Origin of the sequence: Capnocytophaga sp. oral taxon 338 str. F0234 (assembly GCF_000192225.1) — a bacterium.
GTDB lineage: Bacteria > Bacteroidota > Bacteroidia > Flavobacteriales > Flavobacteriaceae > Capnocytophaga.
Window position 1 is genome coordinate 281,923 of record NZ_GL872413.1, and the last position, 21,918, is coordinate 303,840.

A 21,918-nucleotide genomic window follows, 5' to 3' on the forward strand; every position below is an offset into this window, starting at 1 on the left:
ATACAGGAGGCGGTAAAGGTTTTTACTTTATCCCTGAGGTAGGTGAAGAGGTATTGGTGGATTTTGAAGGAGGCAATGCCGAACGTCCGTTTGTGTTAGGAGCACATTACAATGGTGAGGCAAAGAGTGGATATCACAATGCTGATAACCGTGTAAAGGCAATTCATACGAAAAGTGGGCATAAGCTCATCTTTACTGAAGATGAGAGCATCTTGCTTACTGATAAGAATGGCAATGTGATTAAGTTGGATACTCAGGGTAAGAATATAGAAATTTCTGCGCCTGAGACGATTAATATCACGGCTAAGAACATCAATCTAAAAGCAACTGATAGTATTGATTTTGATGCTAATGTAAATATCACTGAAACGGCTGGAAAGGCTAAGAGAAGTGATATTGGTGGAGATATGTTTGTATATGTTAATGGTGCTTTAACTGAAAAGATAGAAGGTGATTTACATAGTGAAACAAAGAATGCGAGAACAGAAAATAGCACAGGAGGTATGGTCGTAAATTCTGAAGGTGCTATAGAAAACCACTCGCAGCAAAAAGTTCGTATAAATGGTGGTGAAAATACAAGAATGTCATAATTATGAGTAGAACAAGAATTGTAGGAGGAGTATATACTAAAATCACAGGAGGTGATTATAAGATGTATACAGAGGGTGATACTATTATCACAGCTGCTGGTAAAAATGATTTTGCCAATGCTGAGAAGGTCATTATTGGGACTAATCCTGAGAAAATGGATTTTAGAGGAAAAGGAGGCACTCTTCTTATTACAAAAGTAGAGAGCGAACCTAAAGGAGATGTATCACCTAATCAGAAGGTAACTTATAAAGTTACGCAATATAATTTCTCTGAAAAAGTAACTGAAGCTGATAAGAATCGTATACAATGGGCTATTAAAATTGATGATAAACAAGAGGTTTTAAAAGAAAAAGGCGAAAAACTAGTGTTAACTATAAAAGAAGAATGGGCAGGAAAAGAAATTAGTGTAATGCCTTATCTTAAAGAGCCTGTAGAGAAAATTAGTGTGAAAACAAAAATAATAAGAGAAGAAGTTTTAATAATTATAGGAACAGAAAATAAGAAGAAAGAATTAATATTTCCCGCTATGGGGATAAGAAAATTACGTACTAAATTTGCTAAATATCCTTTTGTACGCTTTATTATATTTACTGGAAGTTATACAGAAGATCAATTATCAAAGATAGAACTTTCAGCTATTTATCATAATAAAAGAGTAGAATGTCAAAGGGTCAATACTATTGATGATGTTATAAATATCATAAACTCAGGAGATATTAGTAATAAAAAAGATAAAAGTATCAGAAAGGTAAAAAGTATTTTTATATATTCTCATGGGTATGTATATGAAAAAAATAATGAACATGAAGGTGTGATAGCTTTTGATTATGACAATAAGATAAATGAACAAAAATTAGATAAATCTTCTTTTTCTAAAATTGATAATAATATTTTTTTAGATAATAACAGAACAGAATTGTATTCATATGCTTGTAGAACAGGAATTGGAGTTTCATCAACTACGGGAATAACTGACCCTAAGAAAAATAATAGCTTAGCTCAACATATGGCAAATATAGGAAAAATAACAGTTTTTGCATATATGAGAAAAACAGATTACAAAAATACTTGGGGAACAATAGCACATAGAAGAACATACGAATCTGATCATGATAGTGGAGAAAATATATGGGAAAATTTTAAATCAGATTTATATGATATGCTACCAGATCCTGATGATATGAAAGAATTTTCTAAATATAGAGCACATCAAGAGATAATTGATGGAGCAGTATGGAATATTAATGGCGCTTACATTGATGTTAAACCAGATACGACCCCAGATTCTGTTCCTGATACATTCTATAAATATACTCCAAAGAAATGAAAAATATAAAGAGAAGTTTTAAAATAGCTATACTATCTATTTTTGTAGGAAGTATACAAATGGTAATATTCCTTCCTGATGGTTCCTATTGTGATGACTTAAGTAGTGATGTCATTTCAGGGATATTTAGATTTATGCCAATTCAATTTATAATTATGTTTTTTAATAGTTATATTTTTAAGTCTTATGATAAATATACATCATTATTTGTTTTATTATTTCTTTGGCTTTATATCAATAAAATAGAATTTACAAATAGAGAAGCTTGTTGGTCAACTTTTTCAGAAAGAGAGATTGAAGAATACGTAATAGATCATTCAATTTTTCCTTGTTCTATATCTTTATTTCTTTTTTTTTGTATATATTGGATTATGAAAAAAAAGAATATGATTAACTTTTAAATAATAAAAATTAGAAACAGAAATATCAAACATATTCTCCTATCTCCCCCACCAAATGCCTTAGTTCAGGGTCGTTGGCGATACGTTCCTTTTCGCGTTCAATGATTTTAATGACATCTAATTTTATCTGGCGGTAATTGGCTTCTACTTGTTCTTTGGTGGTATCGTTGCCGTTGGCATCGGTGAAGGAGAGAACTTCGGGAATTTTCTGGTAGGCTTTGGTCTCTGCGGCTACTTTGGCGTTGTCTACAACTATCTGTGCGTGGAATATCTTCTGATCGATACGCTCGTCAAAATTATCAGAAACAGCTCCTACAAACATCCCTTGAGTAAGATTGGATATTTTGCTGGCAGGAATCAAACTATCCAATTGTGTAGATATGGAGGTAGAGGTATCATTGCGGTTGATAGTAGTAGATTGCCTTTTCTGCAATACCTTTCCAAAACGTTCAGAAAGGGTTTTAGCAGTTTCCCCTACTACTTGTCCGCTAAAAATATTCCCCACAGTATTTTGTATTACCTTGCTTTCCTTATCTCCATAATCACGAGTGAGCTGTGAATAATCTTGAAAGCCCAAACACACTGCTACCTTATTACTTCGGGCAGTGGCTATCAGGTTATCCAATCCTCTAAAATAAATCGTGGGTAGCTCATCAATAATCACTGAGGATTTGAGCTGTCCTTTTTTGTTGATGAGCTTTACAATACGAGAGTTGTAGAGTCCCAGAGCTGCCGAGTAAATGTTCTGCCTATCAGGATTGTTGCCCACACAAAGTATTTTAGGTTCATTAGGGTTATTGATATCCAACGAAAAATCATCACCTGTCATCACCCAATAGAGTTGAGGCGAAATCATTCGGGAGAGTGGTATTTTAGCTGAGGCTATCTGCCCTTGTAGCTGGTCTTGTGCACCTCCTTGCCAAGCATCCATAAAAGGCGATAGGTAATTCTCAAGTTCAGGATACGAGGTGAGAATGGTAAAGACATCAGCATAAGGCTTGTTCAATAGCTCGATGGCGTGTGGAAAGGTACAGTACTTACCCTCTTTGTAAATCTTCAAAAACCAAATAATAGCAGCCAAGAGAATGATAGGCGACTCTACAAAGAAATCCCCTTGCTTTTGTATCCACGAGCGGTTAAGGTTGAGCATAATGGTATAAGCAGACTCGTAGGCATCGGAAATATCGCTCATAAAGTTGGGGTTGATAGGGTTACAACGATGACTACGGCGAGGATCATCAAAGTTTATCACATAGAACTTAGGCTTTACCTTGTACTTGTCTAAGTTTTTTAGCAAGTGATTGTAGGCAATGGTAGAGAGATCATCAAACTTGAAGTCGTAGATGTACATTGCAAAACCCTTTTCAATCTGCTGTTTGATGTAATTGTTCACAATGGCATAAGACTTCCCTGAACCTGGTGTTCCTAAGACGATGGTCGCCCGAAAGGGATTCACCACATTAATCCAGCCCTCATTCCACTTGCCTCTGTAATAGAATTTGGTGGGCAGATTTACGGAATACTCATTGGCAAGTAGCCGTGTCTCTTGCATAAACGACTCGTTTTCATTGTTAAAAACATCGTCTAAAAGGTTGTCTTTTAACAAGCGACTCATCCAAGAACCTGCCATAAGGAGCGCTATGTAGCCCAAAGATAGGGTAAGAATATAGAAAAAGGCGACCACTGAAGCAGGAAGACGCAGGTATAAAATCCAAAAGTTACCAAAGTAAAGAGTAGCTCCTACTCCCAGAGCGATGTAAATCTTTCGCCAAGTAATTTTGTTGTTTTTTACACCTGTTGTACCCAAACAGCTCAGGGCTAAGAGCAGGAGGGCAAAGCATTTGGTGTATAAGGGATGAGAGAATAGCCCTGCTGTTCGTTGGAAGTTGGTCAGGATTCTATCCACTACAGCTAATATCCATTTTTCGCCTTGGAAAAAGCCATAACAATACCAATAGAGGTGCATTAGTACTATAAGAATACTTACTGCACGCATAAACGCCATTATCTTGGCTAATGCTCTTAAATCATCATCGTTTTGCATATTTATTTCTGTTTTTAGTGTTTGTCAATATTTTATAATTAGCTGTGCCAGTGAACTGTTCACATTTAAGATTTGTTTTTTATTTTTCGCCGTTTGGCAGTAGCACGTTTCATTCTTCTGGTAAAATCCTCTTCTTCGTAATCTACCCCTTGATCATCCAAAGAGAAAAGAGTAAAGAAAGCATTTAAGGCTGAGTCCTTGCCAAAATCCTCTTGGTAATGTGTCCAAGAAGTATCAGAGAAAGTATCCTCTTCAACAGTGCTTGTATTGCTTTGATTTTTACTTGCATAAGGAGTTACAGACGGCATATTTACCTCAGAGGTTAAAGTAGGAGCAGGCTCTTCTAACGATTTTAGCCACTGATGAAAAACATTGGCAGAAAACTCCTTCCCCAGCTGAGAGCCATTATACACACATCGGCTGTTGTGGTCAATAAAGGTTACTCCGTAGGTTCTCCCCTCTTTGTTTTTACGAAAGACGACCTCTATCCCTTTAGCTTTTAGTTCTTGAACAAATTCACTTTTACTATGAGTTGTTTCTTTGGCAAAGGTGATATGTGCCTTTAAGGAAGTGGTGTCCTGTCCTTTTAGGTATTCGTGTCCCTTTTGCAAGTGTTTTTCGATATAAGGTAAGCTCAGTGTTTTGCCGAGCTTGGAGGCTTTAAAAGGATGGCTTGCCTTATTGCCATTTTCATCCAATACCACATATACCAAACCTTTTTTAGGAACGCCTTGCAGTTCGCCTTCTACCTTTTCTACCGCTATGTTAAACTGATTGAGCAAGGCGTTGAACGTTCCTAACGAGGCAAAATGATAGTGTTTTAGCAATTGTTTTACAGTATGAATCAGTTGCTTTTTAAGGTCGTTTTGTCGGTAATCTAAGGGGACTAATTTAGACAAAGGCAAGAGCTCATCATCTGTTAGCAGTGAATCATTGGTGATAGCAGGGATAAGTTGGTATTTCGTTTCCAACTCTCGGCATACTTTCATTGAGCGTATTTTTTCAAAAGCATCAGGGATTTTCTTGCCATACTCATCTATTCCCAGCGATACAATGTGAATGTGTTTGCGCTCAATATCTGAATGTTTGTAAACCACAAAAGGTTGGTTGCCAAAGCCCATCTGTTCCATATAGTCAGTAGCCAACTTTACAAAGGTCTCGTCGCTTACCTTATCGTTAGGATCGGGATTGAGGGAAATGTGCAGGATAGGTTTTTCTGTCCTTATGTTGGCATAGAGATAAGGTGCAAAGGAGCGAGACACTTCCGAAATGCCCACATTTCCTTGCAGAGGTCGTATCACTTTTTGAGCGTATAACACCTCACCTTGTCCTTTAGATACCTTGTTGTGATTGTACAAAAGTACTCCTAACAGCTGTCCTCCTCGATGTACTTTTGCTATCATAAACTGCTGTTTTTCTTCTTAAAAACTACTTTAGTTTTTGCTTCATTTGCTGCGAAAGCTCTAATATTTGTTTGCAGATAGCAATCAATTGGGTAGTTTCTTTCTCCAATTTATAGAGGTAAGCAGCCGCTTTCTTCTCCGAAAAATTACGGTAGAGTATCTTTACAATCTGATTGTAATTGACCCCTACCGAACGAAATTGTGCATAGAGTTCAGTGAGTTTGGTGTAATAATCTAAAGCAGATTTATCAATTTTCACCACTTTTATCTCTCGGTTAAAAAGCAAAGAGGTAATAAAATGTGCTTTGACTTTCATTCCTGATTGCTCGAAAAGCGAGAGAAACTGATTGTTTTCTTCTTCATTTAATCTAAAGACATATCTAAAAGAAGCAGGATTTATCTTTTTGTTCCTACCTGTGGGGCGTTTGTGAGTTGTTTTCTGTAAGGTCATATAAATTCAGTATTATTAAAAAACCACGACTTTGGAGTGCGTTTTAAGCTCCCTGCAAGGGCAAGTGGTTTTGAGGTGCCTACACGCCTAATGCGTGCCTCAAAACACAACTTGCTCTGTTCTGGTGAACAGAAAATTCTCCCTAACGGTCGAATTTTAATTAGCCATAAAGAGAGAAATTAACACTACGAGCGGGTAAAATGATTTCAGGGTGCAAAACAAGTGATTTCTTAGCAAAGGATTTGTATATAACACAAAGCCAATCACTTCCTTACAAAGCCATTTACAACCCTACATAAGACTATATGTATATTTGTACGTTCCTTTGCACCTGCATACCAAAGCAAGTATGTACGAAAGTAAAAATGCAATTAGGTAGCTATGTAGCTACAAAGCTATAAAGCTACAGAAGTATGTACATACGCAAGTAATTAGATAATTAGTCAATTACTTATGTGAGTAAATACTTACTTATAGAGGTAGTTAGATAATTGGCTAATTACAGATAGTTGTATTTGAATAGCTATGCACTTATATACTCACTGAATTACAAACATATTTAAACACATATATATGACATCAACGACAAAATTCATTAGCTTTTCTACCCAGAAAGGAGGGGTAGGAAAAAGTACTTTTACTACCTTAGTAGCCAGCTTGCTACACTACCGAATGGGCTACAATGTAGCAGTGATGGATTGTGATTATCCACAATACAGCCTACACCGAATGCGAGAGCAAGACCTCAAAACAGTGATGAACAACGAGTATTTTAAGAAAGCTGCTCATAGGCAGTTTAGTGAGCTGAACAAAAAGGCATACCCCATAATACAATGTAAGCCCAATGAAGCCCTTGAAAAGGCACAACAGCTCATTGCAGAGACACCTTTCCCTATAGAGGTTATCCTTTTTGATATGCCAGGGACAGTAAACACCGCAGGAATATTGACCCTGTTGGCTCAAATGCATCACATTTTCTCCCCTATCACTGCCGATAGAGTGGTGATTGAAAGTACTTTGAGTTTTACTGAGGTACTTTCCAATATCATCGCTAAGAATACCGAAAGTACTATTAAAAGCGTGCATTTGTTTTGGAATCAGGTAGATGGGAGAGAAAAATCGCCTTTGTACAAGATTTATGAGCAAGTGATCGCTGATTTAGGTTTGAACCTGATGCAAGCCTACATATCTGATAGTAAGCGTTTCCGAAAAGACGGCACAGAAAACCAACGATTGGTATTCCGTTCTACCTTAATGCCTGCTGATGAGAAGTTGATGAGCGGTTGTCATTTGGACGACTTTATTAATGAGTTGGTACAGATTATTCAGTAAAACCTAAAGATATGAAGACAGTAAAACCTATAGACGAAAACGAACTAATGGAGCTAATGGCAGGCAAGCAACCCACGCCTGCCCCTGCCATTGCTACGGCTCCGATAGAGGCAGAGAAAACACCCCAGAAACCAGCTCCCACCAAGAAGAAAAAGGCAGAACTCTATGAGTATGAAAGTTATTTTTTTGAGCAGGGAGAGACTTCAGCAAGGGAAGGAAAATCGGTGTATATACGTCCTGAGTTTCACCAGCGAATAGCCCGCATTGTACAGGTGATAGGAGAAGACAAGATCAGTCTGTACAACTATTTAGATAATGTGCTCAAAGCGCATTTTGAGCAGTACCAAGAGGAAATCACGCAGAGTTTTGAACAGAAATACAAACCTATATTTTAACAATGGAAAAGATTATCATTTTACTGCTTATTGTGGTGATTTTGTTGTTGCTATCAGACAAAATGCCTATAACACAAAAGAGAACTCCCAAACCTAAAGCTACCCCTATACCCAAGTCAGCTCCTCCAACATCGGTAATGGGGGAAAGCAGGTTTGTGTCTCCTGCAAAGGTAGCCACTACAGCTATCCCCTTAACAGAAAAAGAGCAACAGGATATTCTGACAGAATGGGAAGAGGAACCTATCGTAAACCTTGAAGATGAAGAAGAGGATTTACGCAGCTATCGAACAGAGGCAGAGGACAATGATTTTGCCACAGGGCTTTCGTTTGAGGACTTGGAAAAGGTAGCTACTTTCCTCTCTGAGGACAAAGAAGAGGTTACCACCGAGAACATAGAGCTACTACAAAAAGTAGAGGGTACTAGTCTATTAGAAGCCATAGAAAAAGCCTTACCCCAAGCGACTCTTAAAGTGAGTGCGCTCTTGGAGAAGGCGTTGCCTAAAACTACGGAGAGTGAAACGGAGTTTGATATTAGGGAGTTTGTGTGAGAAGATATTCTCTATTTCTATCATTTGCTACTTTCTATTGATCGTTCTTTATTCTTACAACTACAAATATTCTCATTAGGAATTTTTAATATATCAAAAGTAGACTTACTATCTCCATACCATACCAAATACTCTTCTTCAATTTTTTGTTTAACACTAAATTCTTTCTCAACACTGTCGTACCAAGTACTTTTCTGATAAATTTTTAATCTCTTTTTTCTACATCTGAAATTATTAACAGAATAATAGAAAGTTTTTCCTCCTAAAGCAGGAGCTAAAAATATATCTATTTTATAAATTTTATTTAGGTAATAATATTTGACAACATTCAAGTATGAAGAAGGAATTTCAGTTCCATTTTCAAAATAGACTATATGGTAATAATTTTTCTGATCAATCACTTTATAGAGACCTTTTAGGGGAGTTTTGCTTCCTGTTAATGCAAAATATCTTACACTATAATACCCTGTTCTCTGGTCTTGTGTATAAATATCTTGTCCAATAGAAATTATATCCTGTTTATTAACAGTAATAGTATCTTGTTGAGAATATACGTTAATACTTAAAACAAAAAATAATATCACTTTTTTCATTGTCTTTGAGATATTAAATCACTATCTTTTTGCATTATCTTCCACTGCCATTTAAAGAAAGTTTCTATATATTTATTAAGATTTTCTTTCTTAGGATAATCCATAATATTTTCGGTATCATTTTTTGAAAAAAGATGCTTCGGTATAATTCCTTCCTCCATAGGTTCTGGAAAAGTATGTGTTAGTCCTAATGTATGACCTGCTTCATGAACTAATGTTGATTTTATGAGATCCTGATGAAATTTAGTCAACATTATATACTTTCCTTTTGAGGTTATTTCATCTGCAAAAGCATCAAAAACTGTATCCTTTATATTAAAAGGAAGGTTATTCTGCTGTATTAAAGATTTTGTAACTCTAACATTTATAGGAAGTAAAAAGACAATAATTCCTTTCTCTTTGTTAGAAAATACAGATTCATAACATTCCTTTAGTCCTTTTAAAAATTCATATAAATTGCATTCAATATCTAAGGCTGTAATAGATGAGATAGATTTTTTTATTCTATCAATTTTCATTTCTCCTGTTGGTTTATTATTTATGTTAAATTTTTTGAAATCAATTATTATTTTTTTATAATTATTTTTATTTGGAAAATACTCAATGAGAGCCTGTTTAAATAGTTTTTTAAATAAATTATCTCTTTCTACATATTCTTTCCAGTTTTTGATATATTGATTCATTGATAAATAAGTATTTACAGTAGAAGATACATCTTCTTTATAAGAACTTTTACCTTTTTCTCCTCTTTCATCAATGATGTCAAAATCTTGTATTACTTGATATTTTTTAATGTCAGTATTGTTTTCATCTTTTGCAGTGTCATATTCAATACTTCCTTTAAATTCTACTTCTACAAACTGAGCATTTAGCTTATATTTTACATCATTTTTCATCACCATTAATTTACCTACTTCTAGATCATTTTTATTTTTTTGTTCGCTTGTTTTTCTTACCCTGACTTTTATTTCTGTGTTTTTATCTAAAGCAGAGCTGCAAGTGAGTTTTATTTCTACTTTACTTCTATCTCCATCGAATGGAATTTTTTTCAAATCAATATCAGTTGATGAAAGTTTAAATAGTTCCTTGTTATAATCAAAATATAAAGTAAGATCATTAGTGTTAAGGGGGGATTCTGTTAAGTTTTCACGGAACAGACTTAGTTTTATTTCTTTATTTGGAAAAATATTTAAAAAAGAACAATAATAGTCCTTACCTCTTAAAGAAAAAGGATTTTCTACATCTTCACTGTAATATTCTTTTTTTAAGGCATTAATATCTGAAACGCAAATACCTGCACCCCCTTCACTAGTTGGTAAATATTCTTTTCTTAGCCAATCAAAGCCAAAATCTCCATCATATTTCTTTGGTAGGCGAAAATGGATAAAAAAGTCAGGTTCATTATCACTATTGTTAGGTTCTGATTGTTCAATTTCTTGTTCTTCATCTTCTTTCCCTAACCCCTGCATTATCACCTTTTTTTGACTAATAAGCTCTAAATCACCATTAGTAGCTTCTATGATAACTTCCTCTGCCTCTTCATAGGAAGAGCCACTTATAGAGGTATAAGTATCACGAACGGTAATATATATGTTATTTGCTTTCTTGAAAATTCCCATGGTTTTAAGATTTAAAAAGTGCTAAGAACAGTGTGTCATTTTATTCACGTTACAAAGATACAAAAAAAATCTTAAACAGCAAGCCATTCCCCGCCTTTTTCTGCCACCTGCTACCACACTTGCTCCCAGCTTTTTGTCTTCCTTTACTTTTGCACCAAATTTTAAAATAACAGATTATCAATGAAGCGAAAATCAATTCTAAAACGGCTCCTTCTATTGACGATGATAGGAGTTGCACAATTTTCCATTGCTCAGGGCAATGGCGTAGGAGGTATCAACGAAGCTACCCGTATGGTTACCTCGTATTTTGACCCTGCTACCAAGCTCATCTATGCCATAGGGGCTGTGGTGGGACTCATCGGTGGGGTGAAGGTATATAACAAGTTTAGTAGCGGCGACCCCGATACCAGCAAAACGGCTGCCAGTTGGTTTGGGGCTTGTATCTTCCTAATTGTAGCGGCTACGATCTTGCGTTCGTTCTTCTTATAGATTATGGAGACAAAAAACAGCTATTCTATCAACAAAGGCATCGGCAGAAGTGTAGAGTTCAAAGGACTCAAAGCGCAGTACCTCTTCATCTTTGCAGGGGGACTGCTCTCGGTGCTCATCTTGGTGATGATCCTCTACACGGTAGGAATCAATTCTTTTGTATGCTTGGGGGTAGGCGTTAGTATGGTCAGCCTTGTAGTTTGGCAGACTTTTTCACTAAACCAAAAATACGGTGAACACGGCCTGATGAAACAAGCAGCTCGCAAACGCCACCCCAAATACCTACGCCACCAAAGATCGCCACGCCAATTTATTCGTTACCCTAAACCTAAAACAACCCTCAATGAGAAATAGTTCTAAAATCAACACCTTAGAGAGTAAGTTCCCTATTCTTGCCATAGAACAAGACTGCTTGCTCACCAAAGAAGCCGACATCAGCGTCGGCTTTGAGGTACAGCTCCCAGAGCTCTTTACCATTTCGGGTGAGGACTATGAGATACTCCACTCACTTTGGCATAAGGCTATCAAAGTATTGCCACAGTATACCGTTATCCACAAACAGGACTGGTTTATCAAGGAACAATACGAACCTGAACTGCAAGGTGAGAATCTGAGTTTTCTCTCTCATTCGTACGAAAAGCATTTTAACGAACGTCCGTTCTTAAATCACAGATGCTACCTATTTATCACCCAAACCACTAAAAACCGAATGAGAGCCCAAAGCAACTTTTCCTCCCTTTGCAAAGGAAACTTCTTGCCTAAGGAGCTCACTAACCGAGAACACGCCACTCAATTTTTGGAAGCGGTAGCGCAGTTAGAGCGTATTTTAAACGACTCTAACCTGATAAAGCTCCGCCAGCTCAAAACAGAGGACTATATAGGCACTCCCCACAAAAAGGGACTCTTTGAGCAGTATCTCAGCCTTTCCACCGATGAGAAAGAGAGCCTGCAAGATATATGCCTCTCTGCCGAGCAAATGCGCATTGGTAACCAAAGACTCTGTGTGCATACCTTATCAGATACAGAAGACTTGCCTTCTAAGGTACAAGCCGATAGCCGTTACGAGCGACTCTCTACCGATAAGAGCGATTGTCGCTTGTCCTTTGCAGCTCCTGTGGGCTTGCTACTGAGTTGTAACCATATTTACAACCAATATCTGTTCTTGGACAATTCCGATGAGAACCTCAGACAGTTTGAGAAATCAGCACGCAATATGCACTCGCTTTCAAGATACAGCCGTAGCAACCAAATCAATAAAGAATGGATAGAGCAATACCTCAATGAGGCACACTCTTATGGGCTTTCCTCTATCAGAGCGCACTTTAATGTGATGGCGTGGTCGGACAACCCACAAGAGCTCAGGAGCATTAAAAACGATGTGGGTAGCGCTTTGGCTTCAATGGAGTGCAAACCTCGCCATAACACCATTGATACGGCAACTCTCTATTGGGCAGGTATAGCTGGCAATGCAGCCGACTTTCCCAGTGAAGAGACTTTCTATACGTTTATAGAGCCCGCTTTGTGCTTTTTCACTCAGGAGACCAACTATCAAAGTTCTTCCAGTCCTTTCGGCATTAAGATGGCTGACAGGCTCACAGGAAAGCCTATCCATTTGGATATCTCCGATGAGCCTATGAAGAAAGGGATTATCACCAACCGTAATAAGTTCGTCTTAGGACCTTCGGGTAGTGGCAAATCCTTCTTCACGAACCACTTAGTGAGACAATATTACGAACAAGGAACACATATCGTTTTAGTAGATACAGGGAACTCCTACCAAGGAGTCTGTGAGCTTATTCACCACAAGACCAAAGGCAAGGATGGGATTTACTTTACTTATACCGAAGACAATCCCATTGCTTTTAACCCTTTTTATACTGATGATGGAGTGTTTGACATCGAAAAGCGAGAGAGTATCAAAACACTGATACTCACCCTTTGGAAGCGAGACAATGAGCCTCCTACACGTGCGGAAGAGGTAGCCCTTTCCAATGCAGTAAACCTTTACCTGCAATTGGTAAAAGACAATCCCTCGCACACGCCCTCTTTCAATGGCTTTTATGAGTATATCAAGAATGACTACCGAGCTATATTACAAGAGAAGCAGGTAAGAGAAAAGGACTTTGACTTGGCTAACTTCCTCAACGTGTTAGAGCCTTATTACAAAGGAGGTGAATACGACTATCTGCTCAATTCCGATAAGGAATTAGACCTGCTTTCCAAACGCTTTATCGTATTTGAAATTGATGCGATTAAAGACCACCCGATACTCTTTCCTGTGGTTACGATCATCATTATGGAGGTATTTATCAATAAGATGAGGCGCCTGAAGGGTATTCGCAAGATGATTCTCATCGAAGAAGCGTGGAAAGCGATTGCCAAAGAAGGAATGGCGGAGTACATCAAGTACCTATTCAAAACTGTGCGTAAGTTCTTTGGTGAGGCAGTGATTGTAACCCAAGAGGTAGATGATATTATCCATTCACCTATTGTAAAGGAATCTATCATCAATAACTCCGATTGCAAGATATTGCTCGACCAGCGCAAGTATATGAACAAGTTCGATGCTATCCAAGCGATGTTAGGACTTACCGAGAAAGAGAAGTCGCAAATCCTATCCATCAATCTCTCCAACGACTCTCATCGCAAATACAAAGAAGTGTGGATAGGCTTAGGAGGCACACACTCTGCGGTATATGCTACAGAAGTAAGCCGAGAAGAATACTTTGCCTACACCACTGAAGAGAGCGAAAAACACCAAGTGATGGAACTCTCCGAGAAGTTAGACGGCAATTTGGAAAAAGCTATCGTACAAATGGCTAATGGACTGTAATAAATTAATAATCATACGTAAATCATAATAATTAAAGTCAATGAAGAAAATGTTATTAACGGGGCTTTTTGCTATAACTATGCTGGCAAGCCCCAAACTAAGCGCACAATGGGTAGTAACTGACCCGACTAATTTTGCTCAGAGCATTATCAACACTACCCAGCAGATAGTGCAAACCTCCTCAACAGCTAAGAATATGCTCAACAATTTCCGAGAGGTGGAAAAGCTCTACAACCAAGGTAAGGAGTATTACGATGCTCTGAAAAAGGTAAATAACTTGGTAAAAGATGCCCGCAAGGTACAAGAAACGGTGCTACTGGTAGGCGACATCTCCAAGATGTATGTAACCAACTTCAAGAAGATGAGCCAAGACCCTAACTTCTCCTCTCAAGAGTTGTCGGCTATTGCCAATGGCTACTCCAAGCTCTTGGGGGAAAGTTCTAAGCTGCTCAAAGACCTGCAACAAATTGTCAATAGCTCCTCACTCTCTATGAACGACAAAGAGCGTATGGACATTATCGACAAGGTGCATAAGGAAGTGAAAGAGTACTATAACTTAGTACGCTACTACACCCAGAAAAACATCTCGGTAAGCTACCTACGTGCTAAGAAGCAAAACGATGCGCAAAAGGTACTTTCACTCTATGGAACAGAACTCAAATACTGGTAAAAAACTGATAAATGGAAAATCTACACCAAATACTCCGTACTTTATACGATGAGATGATGCCCCTAACAGCTCAGATGTCTGCCATAGCCAAAGGCTTGGCAGGCTTAGGGGCACTGTTCTATGTGGCAATGCGTATATGGCAAGCCTTAGCTCGTGCCGAACCTGTGGATGTGTATCCCTTGCTCCGTCCCTTTGCCATAGGGCTGTGTGTGATATTTTTCCCTACTCTGGTGTTAGGAACAATGAATACAGTGTTAAGCCCTGTGGTAACAGGTACCCACAGTATCTTAGAAGGACAAACGCTCGATTTGCACAAACTACAAGAGCAAAAAGACCGATTAGAGCGAGAAGCACAATTGCGCAACCCCGAAACTGCCTATCTCGTCTCGGATGAAGAGTTTGACAAAAAGATTGATGAATTAGGTTGGATGCCCGAAGATATGGCTGTAATGGCAGGAATGTACATTGAAAGAGGGATGTATGACCTCAAGCAAAGCATCCGATCGTGGTTTCGTGAACTACTCGAAATGCTCTTTCAAGCAGCCGCTTTAGTGATTGACACCATACGCACTTTCTTTCTTGTGGTGATGTCTATTTTAGGACCTATAGCCTTTGCCATTTCGGTATGGGATGGATTTCAATCTACCTTACTACAATGGGTTACTCGTTATATAAGTGTCTATCTATGGCTTCCTGTATCCGATTTGTTCAGTGCTATTTTAGCACGTATCCAATCCCTTATCTTACAACGAGACATCGAGCAACTCTCTGACCCAAGTTTCATTCCTGATACTACCAACACAGCCTACATTATCTTTATGGTCATTGGTATCATAGGCTATTTTACCATTCCTACTGTGGCAGGTTGGATTATACAAGCAGGAGGTATGGGCAATTATGGTAGAAATGTAAACCAAGCTACCTCTAATGCAGGCAATATAGCAGGTGCAGGAGCTGGCTCTCTTTCAGGTAATATTACAGGTAGGTTAATGAAGTAAAAAACAAGTCTAATTGAATACTAAAATTAATGGAATTTAAAATCTTTAGAAACATCGAAAACGGATTCAAACAAATCCGTATGTATGCTATAGCCTTTGCAGTGCTCTGCTCAGGCGTGAGTATCTTCGCTGTAGGCTATGCCTATTACTTTGCCGAAAAACAGCGCGAGAAAATCTATGTGTTAGACAACGGTAAATCACTAATGCTGGCACTCTCTCAAGATGAGAAAATCAATCGCCCTGTCGAAGCTAAAGAACACGTGCGCAGGTTTCACGAACTCTTTTTCAACTTAGCCCCCGATAAAAAAGCAATTGAAGACAATACCAAACGTGCCTTTTTTATGGCTGATAAATCTGCCTTTAACTACTATAAAGATTTGGCTGAAAAAGGCTATTACAACCGCATCATCTCTGGCAATATCCTCCAAAGGGTAGTCATCGATAGCGTGCGTTGTAACTTCAACAGCTATCCTTATCAGGTGGAAACCTTTGCCAAACAATTCATCACTCGCGCCAGCAACATCACCGAAAGGAGTCTTATTACCTCCTGCAGGTTGATTAACTCTGTGCGTTCTGATAATAACCCTCAGGGATTTATCATCGAACAGTTCAATGTAATAGAAAACAAAGACCTTAGAACCGTAGAGAGATGATCGCCAAAATCCAAAGAGAGATACATTCTCTAAAAAAGCAAACCCAAAGCTATTGTCAGGGACTTTCACCCTCACAAAGAAAACGCTTGGTACTCTTAGCCTTTGCTGTCTACTCACTACTTACTCTTTTTGTACTATGGCACGCTTACCAAGAGTACCACCAAGGCGAAGCCCCTACCATACAGCATATTAACAACAAGGCTATTGTACCTACAGAGGGAAATACCCCAAAAAAGGATTCGTTAATTTTTAAACAACTTAATAATGGAAAAGAACACACCCCTTCCAGAGCAAAACGGTAATACCCCTGCCTCAGATAAGGCTAACGCTTCTTCTACACCGAGTTTCTTGGTAAGTGAAGAAGAGGAAAAAGCCCTCCAAGAGCGCAATGAGGAAAAAGCCCTTGCTAAAAAACAACAACTCAAGAAAATTGTCATCTATGCCCTAATGGGGATAATCTTCCTCGCTTGTATGTATCTGCTTTTTGGTGGCGGAAGTGAGCAAGAGCAAACACAAGTAGGTATCAATGAGGCAATACCACAAGCTACCGAAACCCTCTTGCCTTCTGATAAGGAAAAAGCCTACGAAGAAGCCCTCTTAGAAGAAAAAGAAGCTGATAAAAAAGCCTCTCTCAATGCGCTGTCGGACTATTGGCAAGAAGACGAAGGCGAGGAGTATCCCGAAGCTATCGAGGAGGAAGAAGAACCCACTCCGCGTTATCGCAAGGCTACCCCTAATGCTTTTGAGCGTTCCGCTCAGTCTTATCGCGATATTCACCAGACTTTAGGCAGTTTCTACCAAGACAATAGTGCTTACGAGGAGCAACAAAAACTCAAAGAAGAGATAGCCTCTCTCAAGTCTCAACTCTCCAACAAGCAAGATCCTACCTCTGTAGATGCCCAAATGGCATTGATGGAAAAGTCTTATGAAATGGCTTCAAGATATTTGCCTAAAGGACAACAAAACCCTTCAATGATGGGGGGCGCAGGCTCACAAGAGGGCGAGGGAAACAATAGTAGCGAAGCTGACAATGCAGAACAGAGCAAAAATATCGCTCCTGTCTATACCCCAGAGGAAAAGGTAGTCAGTCGTTTGCCCCGCAAGCAGTCCGAGAAGGAGGCTCTGCAAGAATGGGTGAAGGAGCAACAGACCGCTTTTTTCAATGGCGAGAGCTTTAAGCCACAAGGTAGTATTCTAAAGAATAGCATTCGCGCTTGTACACATATCGAACAGCTATTAGGAGAAAACTCAAGGGTGCAGCTAAGACTTTTAGAGCCTATACGAGTAGCAGGCATACTCATTCCCAAAGGAGAACTGCTTACAGCCTCTGCTAAAGTGAGTGGAGATAGATTGTTACTCACCGTAAAATCCTTAGAATACAAGGGCAAGGTAATTCCTGTCTCTATAGCTGCCTACGACATCGATGGGCAACAAGGGTTATACCTGCCCGCTTCTTCCGATGCCAATGCTTTTAGAGAGATAGCAGCAGGAATGAGCAAAAGTTCAGGGAGTAGCTTTACCTTTAGCTCTTCAGCCAAAGACCAAATTGTCTCTGAACTGAGCAAAGGGGTCGTACAAGGAGGTACGTCTTATCTTTCTAAAAAAATTGCACAACCTTCCATAAGGGTTAAAGCAGGTTATCAGCTCCTACTCATCTCTAAGAAATAGCCTTTCAGACAAACCCATAAACACACAACAAAGCACAAAACAACACAATTATTTATTTTTCAACCTATTAAACACACTTAATATCATTTTATTTATGCGTAAATTACACTTATTTTTATCAGTAACAATGCTTACTGTTACCGTGCAAGCCCAGAATGAGGCAAAGGAAAACACAGCTCTCAGTACTGAGAAAAAGGAACTTTTAGCACAATCAGGAAAAGTAGTGCCTTATCCTTTGCAGGTGGCTTATGATCAAACAACCCATCTTATCTTTCCTGCTTCTATCCGCTATGTGGATTTAGGCAGTGAAAACTTAGTAGCCGACAAGGTCAAAGATGCCGAGAATGTACTAAGGGTAAAGGCAGCTAAAACAGACTTTACCGATAGCACCAACCTATCGGTCATCACTCAAGACGGAGGCTTTTATAGCTTTGAGGTGAGTTATCACACCACGCCACAACCTCTTACCATTGATTTTGGTAGAGGAATGCCCCAAGGCAACAATGTGAAATCGGATATTCTCTTCTCCGATACAGGCTGGGAATCACCTGCGGTAGCACAGATTATTATGTCGTCTATCTACCATCAGAAGAAGAATTACATCAAGCATATAGGTTCAGAGAATGCAGGTATACAATGGCTACTAAAAGGTATCTATGTACACAATAGCAAACTCTATGTAGATGTGCAATTGTCCAATCGCTCTAACCTGCCTTTTGAAGTAGATTTTATCACCTTTAAAATCATTGATAAGAAGACTACCAAAAAGAGTATTGTACAGGAAGTGCCTGTTGACCCCTTGCGCGTATACCAACCTATATCGCTACTAAAGGCGCATAAAGAAGCTCGCTCGGTGTATATGTTAGACCAACTCACCCTCTCTGATGACAAGGTTTTGCGGGTAGAAATCTTTGAAAAGAACGGCTCTCGTTACCAATCGTTCCTCATCACCAACGAGGAGATTATAGCCGCTCGCCCTATTGAACAGTTTAACCTTAAATTTTAATGCCAATGGTAAGAATTATCACTTGTATTTGTCTGTGTTTTTTAGAAGGCTCCATTGCCCAGGCACAGCGATTGTTACCCAAGCAAAAAGGTATCTCGCTCTCTTGGGTTGCACCTGCAGAGGCTTTTACCTCCTCTTTTTCTGATGATTTTGGGGTGCAGTTGGGCTATAGTATCAATGCTAAAAGGGGTAACTACAAGCATTTTGCCCTTGAATATCAAAGGCGATTATACCCTTACAAGAGTCTGAATATACCCGTTGAGAGGTATATAGGCGCGGGAGGCTATAGTTTTGCCTTAGTCAGTGACAGCAGTAAAACGGTGGCTTTGAACTTAGGAGCAGAAGCTCTTTTGGGCTATGAGGTAGTCAATCACAGCAAAAGCCTCCTTCCTGATGGGGCTTTGCTAAAGAATGAAAACCATTTTCTCTATGGTGCACAAATTGGCTTACAGATAGAGACTTACCTAAGTGATCACTTTTTAGTGCTCTGCTCTGGCAAGGTAGTGGCTTTGTGGGGAAGTTCCTTTGAGCTACTGCGTCCCTGTGCTACTGTAGGACTGCGCTATATGTTTTAACCTTTAAAAAGACAATACGATGAAGAAAATAAATCAGAAAATTGTAATAGGACTCATTGCAATGCTATGTGTGAGCCTATTCACCTCTTGTAAAAAAGAGTTGGACGTACAACAAAACTTTCCTTTTGAGGTAAAGGTACTGCCTGTGCCTAAACAGCTACCTCTCGGTGGTACTGCTGAACTGCGTTTGGAGATACACCCCACAAAGGTATATGCCGAGAACGCCTACGCTCTGCGGTACTTCTCCTTTGAAGGCAAAGGGGATTTAAGATTTGAGAAAGGTGCGCCTTTTATCCCCAACGACAGCTATCCCATTGCTCAAAAGGTTTTCAGACTCTATTACACCGCCCACAGCATCGGATCTCACGCCTTTACCCTCTGGCTCACCGACAGCTTCGGCAACGAAAAGAAAATAGAATGCTCGCTGCAGGTGCAGAAGTAATGAAAGCGTTATTACATATCCCTATAAGACGAAGATTCTTGTAGGGATATTTTTTGTTTCATTGCCAATTCAAAAATAATGCTTACATTTGCAGCATTAATAAAAACAATGTATATGACACAGAAACATTTAGTATGCCAAGGAGCAACCTGCCAATGCTCCCGATAAGTTAAAGGTACTTACCCAGACCAAAGCCTTTATCAATGAGAAAGAGCCACAAGAGAAATTAGTAGCTACAACTGCCGATGTAGGTGCTACGTTTGAGAAAAATACCTTTGGGCTATGTAAATTACAACCCACAGGCAATAGTTTTAAGCCCTGCCAAGCGCTAGTAACGCAGTGGAGCGGCGCATACGAAAAGATAACGTATGAAATCAACAATGGGCATCCGCTTTTAGAAGACAGCAAAGGCACTTGTCCTATTGGCGGCACTGATTGTATTGACATTATCAATCACGGACAAGTAGCTGAGATTACAAGCCGCAATCTACATAATGCTGACCCTATTAAAATGGATATGATTAATCCCTTTATGGATTTCGCTACATTTCGGAATGAGGTGCTTGATGAGCTTACTCAGCCAAAACTCTCAACCTCTTATTATACTGACGCCCAAGTCAATACCATTACCAAAGACGACTTCATACCTGACACCCTTATTTTTTTGGAAATAGAGGGCGTAAACCTACAAGGCGAGACGGTAGATATTAACCTTCAAAATGCTACTGTCGATTTTGAGTATAAAGGCGTATATTTGCAAGATGATATTCTACGCGATTACACCTTCGAGAGCGACCACGACCGTATAGAACTAAAAGTAATAAAACCAAAAGAATAAACAAGATGATAGCAGTAATTACATTAAAAAGCACAGGACAGCAGATAACTGCTGAACTTAAAGAGAAGGAAACTACTTGTCTATGTCATAGAGATATGACCCTACAAGAATTTAGAAAGATAATACAGACACTAAGAGGTGAAAAAGTTGATGAGAATAAAGTGGTAAAGATATTTCCTAACTACTTATATACTCTTACTGATACGGAAAAAGAAAAGTCTTTTCTAAATGAATTAAATACAATGTTTAGAACATATAAAATTGAAAGTTGTTTACAAAAGGCACATTTTTTAGGGCAAAGTTATGCAGAAACAGGAAGATTTAATGATTTAGAAGAAGTCGGTGTAGGAGATGATGCTTATGAAGGCTTCAAAGGCAGAGGAATTTTGCAATTAACAAAAATGATGGGATATTTTAAATATTTTGATTATTGCTTAAATGATTTTATATTAAAAAAGAAGAATTTAAAAATAGGTGATGATGCAAATAAGATAATTAATAGTTGTATAAACAATGGAGCATATTTAGAAGATTTTTTTACCCACTATGATTATAATAAAAAAATTTATGAAAAATTTTATTATTTTTCAGATAAGCATAGTTTTACTTATACTGAATTTAATGCAGAATCTTATTATGAATATTTTTGTGACTCTCAAATAAAAGATATTATTATATTTGATAATAAAATAACTAATGAAGAGAAGTTACGGTATATATACTATGGTGGAACGATGTATAAAAAATTAAAAGATAAGCTACATATTTTTAAATTATTATTAAAGCATAATCTCTATTTTGCAGTAGATTCCGCTGGTTGGTATTGGTCAAATAATTTCAATAAATTCAAATCTTTTGGTGGTGTAAATGCTAAAAATGAGAATATAAACATATATGCAGATAAAGATGATTGTGGAATGGTAACAGAATGTATCAATGGGCCAGCAAGATTAGCCTTGAAGGAAAGAGAACAATTTACTAATAAAGTTAAGGAAGCTATAGGATATGATAAATTTCACAAAAATAATTAGTATTTGTTTCA

The 21,918-nt window shown here is 38.3% G+C and carries 24 protein-coding genes and 1 pseudogene; 20 read left to right on the plus strand and 5 right to left on the minus strand.

The genetic code is table 11. The features are described from left to right. The 3 genes from HMPREF9071_RS01375 to HMPREF9071_RS01385 all read left to right on the plus strand — a co-directional run. A partial coding sequence (locus HMPREF9071_RS01375; protein WP_009744735.1) for a phage baseplate assembly protein V occupies window positions 1-590 on the plus strand: 590 nt, incomplete at its 5' end. 2 nt (window positions 591-592) lie between these two features. Continuing rightward, complete coding sequence (locus HMPREF9071_RS01380) at window positions 593-1,918, plus strand: hypothetical protein (RefSeq protein WP_009744736.1); 1,326 nt, start codon at window positions 593-595, stop codon at window positions 1,916-1,918. Further along, the gene (locus HMPREF9071_RS01385; protein ID WP_009744737.1) at window positions 1,915-2,319 is read left to right on the plus strand and encodes a hypothetical protein; all 405 of its coding nucleotides are present in this window, start codon (window positions 1,915-1,917) and stop codon (window positions 2,317-2,319) included. The genes HMPREF9071_RS01380 and HMPREF9071_RS01385 overlap by 4 nt, the downstream gene beginning before the upstream one ends. 25 nt (window positions 2,320-2,344) lie before the next feature. Here the strand turns inward: HMPREF9071_RS01385 and mobC are convergent, their stop codons facing one another. From mobC to mobA, 3 genes are all read right to left on the minus strand, one after another. Then, complete coding sequence (gene mobC, locus HMPREF9071_RS01390) at window positions 2,345-4,363, minus strand: conjugal transfer protein MobC (protein ID WP_009744738.1); 2,019 nt, start codon at window positions 4,361-4,363, stop codon at window positions 2,345-2,347. 65 nt (window positions 4,364-4,428) lie between these two features. Next, the gene (gene mobB, locus HMPREF9071_RS01395; protein WP_009744739.1) at window positions 4,429-5,766 is read right to left on the minus strand and encodes a conjugal transfer protein MobB; all 1,338 of its coding nucleotides are present in this window, start codon (window positions 5,764-5,766) and stop codon (window positions 4,429-4,431) included. 25 nt (window positions 5,767-5,791) lie between these two features. After that, on the minus strand, window positions 5,792-6,217 hold the full coding sequence (gene mobA / locus HMPREF9071_RS01400; protein ID WP_009744740.1) for a conjugal transfer protein MobA: 426 nt from the start codon (window positions 6,215-6,217) through the stop codon (window positions 5,792-5,794). 573 nt (window positions 6,218-6,790) lie between these two features. On the opposite strand from mobA, the gene HMPREF9071_RS01405 reads away from it, so the two are divergent. The 3 genes from HMPREF9071_RS01405 to HMPREF9071_RS01415 are packed head-to-tail and all read left to right on the plus strand — an operon-like array spanning window position 6,791 to window position 8,492. Next, on the plus strand, window positions 6,791-7,549 hold the full coding sequence (locus HMPREF9071_RS01405) for a ParA family protein (RefSeq protein WP_009744742.1): 759 nt from the start codon (window positions 6,791-6,793) through the stop codon (window positions 7,547-7,549). Between the two features lie 11 nt (window positions 7,550-7,560). Then, complete coding sequence (locus HMPREF9071_RS01410) at window positions 7,561-7,944, plus strand: DUF3408 domain-containing protein (RefSeq protein ID WP_009744743.1); 384 nt, start codon at window positions 7,561-7,563, stop codon at window positions 7,942-7,944. Between the two features lie 2 nt (window positions 7,945-7,946). Continuing rightward, window positions 7,947-8,492, plus strand: coding sequence for a hypothetical protein (locus tag HMPREF9071_RS01415; RefSeq protein ID WP_009744744.1), 546 nt, complete (start codon window positions 7,947-7,949; stop codon window positions 8,490-8,492). A 20-nt stretch (window positions 8,493-8,512) separates the two neighbouring features. On the opposite strand, the gene HMPREF9071_RS01420 is transcribed toward HMPREF9071_RS01415, so the two are convergent. Beyond that, window positions 8,513-9,085, minus strand: a complete 573-nt coding sequence (locus HMPREF9071_RS01420) for a hypothetical protein (RefSeq protein WP_009744745.1) — start codon at window positions 9,083-9,085, stop codon at window positions 8,513-8,515. Continuing rightward, a complete protein-coding gene (locus HMPREF9071_RS01425) occupies window positions 9,082-10,704 on the minus strand; it encodes a hypothetical protein (RefSeq protein WP_009744746.1) in 1,623 nt (540 codons plus the stop codon). The genes HMPREF9071_RS01420 and HMPREF9071_RS01425 overlap by 4 nt, the downstream gene beginning before the upstream one ends. Before the next feature lie 222 nt (window positions 10,705-10,926). Here HMPREF9071_RS01425 and HMPREF9071_RS01430 point away from each other — a divergent pair, with 222 nt between their 5' ends. The 14 genes and pseudogenes from HMPREF9071_RS01430 (at window position 10,927) to HMPREF9071_RS01490 (ending at window position 21,907) form a co-directional block, all read left to right on the plus strand. After that, a complete protein-coding gene (locus HMPREF9071_RS01430; protein WP_369699435.1) occupies window positions 10,927-11,193 on the plus strand; it encodes a DUF4134 domain-containing protein in 267 nt (88 codons plus the stop codon). Window positions 11,194-11,196: 3 nt separating this feature from the next. Next, window positions 11,197-11,547, plus strand: a complete 351-nt coding sequence (locus HMPREF9071_RS01435) for a DUF4133 domain-containing protein (protein ID WP_009389079.1) — start codon at window positions 11,197-11,199, stop codon at window positions 11,545-11,547. Beyond that, window positions 11,537-14,026 (plus strand): TraG family conjugative transposon ATPase, encoded by a 2,490-nt coding sequence (locus HMPREF9071_RS01440; RefSeq protein WP_009744748.1) that lies wholly within the window; start codon window positions 11,537-11,539, stop codon window positions 14,024-14,026. Before HMPREF9071_RS01435 ends, HMPREF9071_RS01440 begins: the two co-directional genes overlap by 11 nt. Window positions 14,027-14,066: 40 nt before the next feature. Then, entirely contained in the window at window positions 14,067-14,696 is a 630-nt protein-coding gene (locus HMPREF9071_RS01445) for a DUF4141 domain-containing protein (RefSeq protein ID WP_009744749.1), read from the plus strand. Window positions 14,697-14,707: 11 nt separating this feature from the next. Then, window positions 14,708-15,694, plus strand: coding sequence for a conjugative transposon protein TraJ (traJ, locus tag HMPREF9071_RS01450; RefSeq protein WP_009744750.1), 987 nt, complete (start codon window positions 14,708-14,710; stop codon window positions 15,692-15,694). A 29-nt stretch (window positions 15,695-15,723) separates the two neighbouring features. After that, window positions 15,724-16,347 carry a conjugative transposon protein TraK gene (gene traK, locus HMPREF9071_RS01455; RefSeq protein ID WP_009389087.1) on the plus strand — a complete coding sequence of 208 codons (624 nt, stop codon included), beginning with the start codon at window positions 15,724-15,726 and terminating at the stop codon, window positions 16,345-16,347. Beyond that, window positions 16,344-16,649, plus strand: coding sequence for a TraL conjugative transposon family protein (locus HMPREF9071_RS01460; protein ID WP_009744751.1), 306 nt, complete (start codon window positions 16,344-16,346; stop codon window positions 16,647-16,649). The genes traK and HMPREF9071_RS01460 overlap by 4 nt, the downstream gene beginning before the upstream one ends. Next, window positions 16,612-18,015, plus strand: a complete 1,404-nt coding sequence (traM, locus tag HMPREF9071_RS01465; RefSeq protein WP_009744752.1) for a conjugative transposon protein TraM — start codon at window positions 16,612-16,614, stop codon at window positions 18,013-18,015. The genes HMPREF9071_RS01460 and traM overlap by 38 nt, the downstream gene beginning before the upstream one ends. A gap of 94 nt (window positions 18,016-18,109) precedes the next feature. Then, a complete protein-coding gene (gene traN / locus HMPREF9071_RS01470; protein ID WP_009744753.1) occupies window positions 18,110-19,021 on the plus strand; it encodes a conjugative transposon protein TraN in 912 nt (303 codons plus the stop codon). Between the two features lie 5 nt (window positions 19,022-19,026). Continuing rightward, the gene (locus HMPREF9071_RS01475; RefSeq protein WP_253908242.1) at window positions 19,027-19,596 is read left to right on the plus strand and encodes a conjugal transfer protein TraO; all 570 of its coding nucleotides are present in this window, start codon (window positions 19,027-19,029) and stop codon (window positions 19,594-19,596) included. Window positions 19,597-19,615: 19 nt separating this feature from the next. Further along, window positions 19,616-20,038: a TraQ conjugal transfer family protein gene (locus tag HMPREF9071_RS01480; protein ID WP_009744755.1), complete on the plus strand. Its 423-nt coding sequence runs from the start codon at window positions 19,616-19,618 to the stop codon at window positions 20,036-20,038. A 199-nt stretch (window positions 20,039-20,237) separates the two neighbouring features. Then, a pseudogene (locus HMPREF9071_RS12430) lies at window positions 20,238-20,441 on the plus strand (DUF4280 domain-containing protein); the annotation flags it as partial. A 108-nt stretch (window positions 20,442-20,549) separates the two neighbouring features. Further along, complete coding sequence (locus tag HMPREF9071_RS12435) at window positions 20,550-20,876, plus strand: hypothetical protein (RefSeq protein ID WP_009744756.1); 327 nt, start codon at window positions 20,550-20,552, stop codon at window positions 20,874-20,876. 5 nt (window positions 20,877-20,881) lie between these two features. After that, window positions 20,882-21,907 (plus strand): hypothetical protein, encoded by a 1,026-nt coding sequence (locus HMPREF9071_RS01490; RefSeq protein ID WP_009744757.1) that lies wholly within the window; start codon window positions 20,882-20,884, stop codon window positions 21,905-21,907. The last annotated feature ends 11 nt before the right edge of the window (window positions 21,908-21,918 follow it).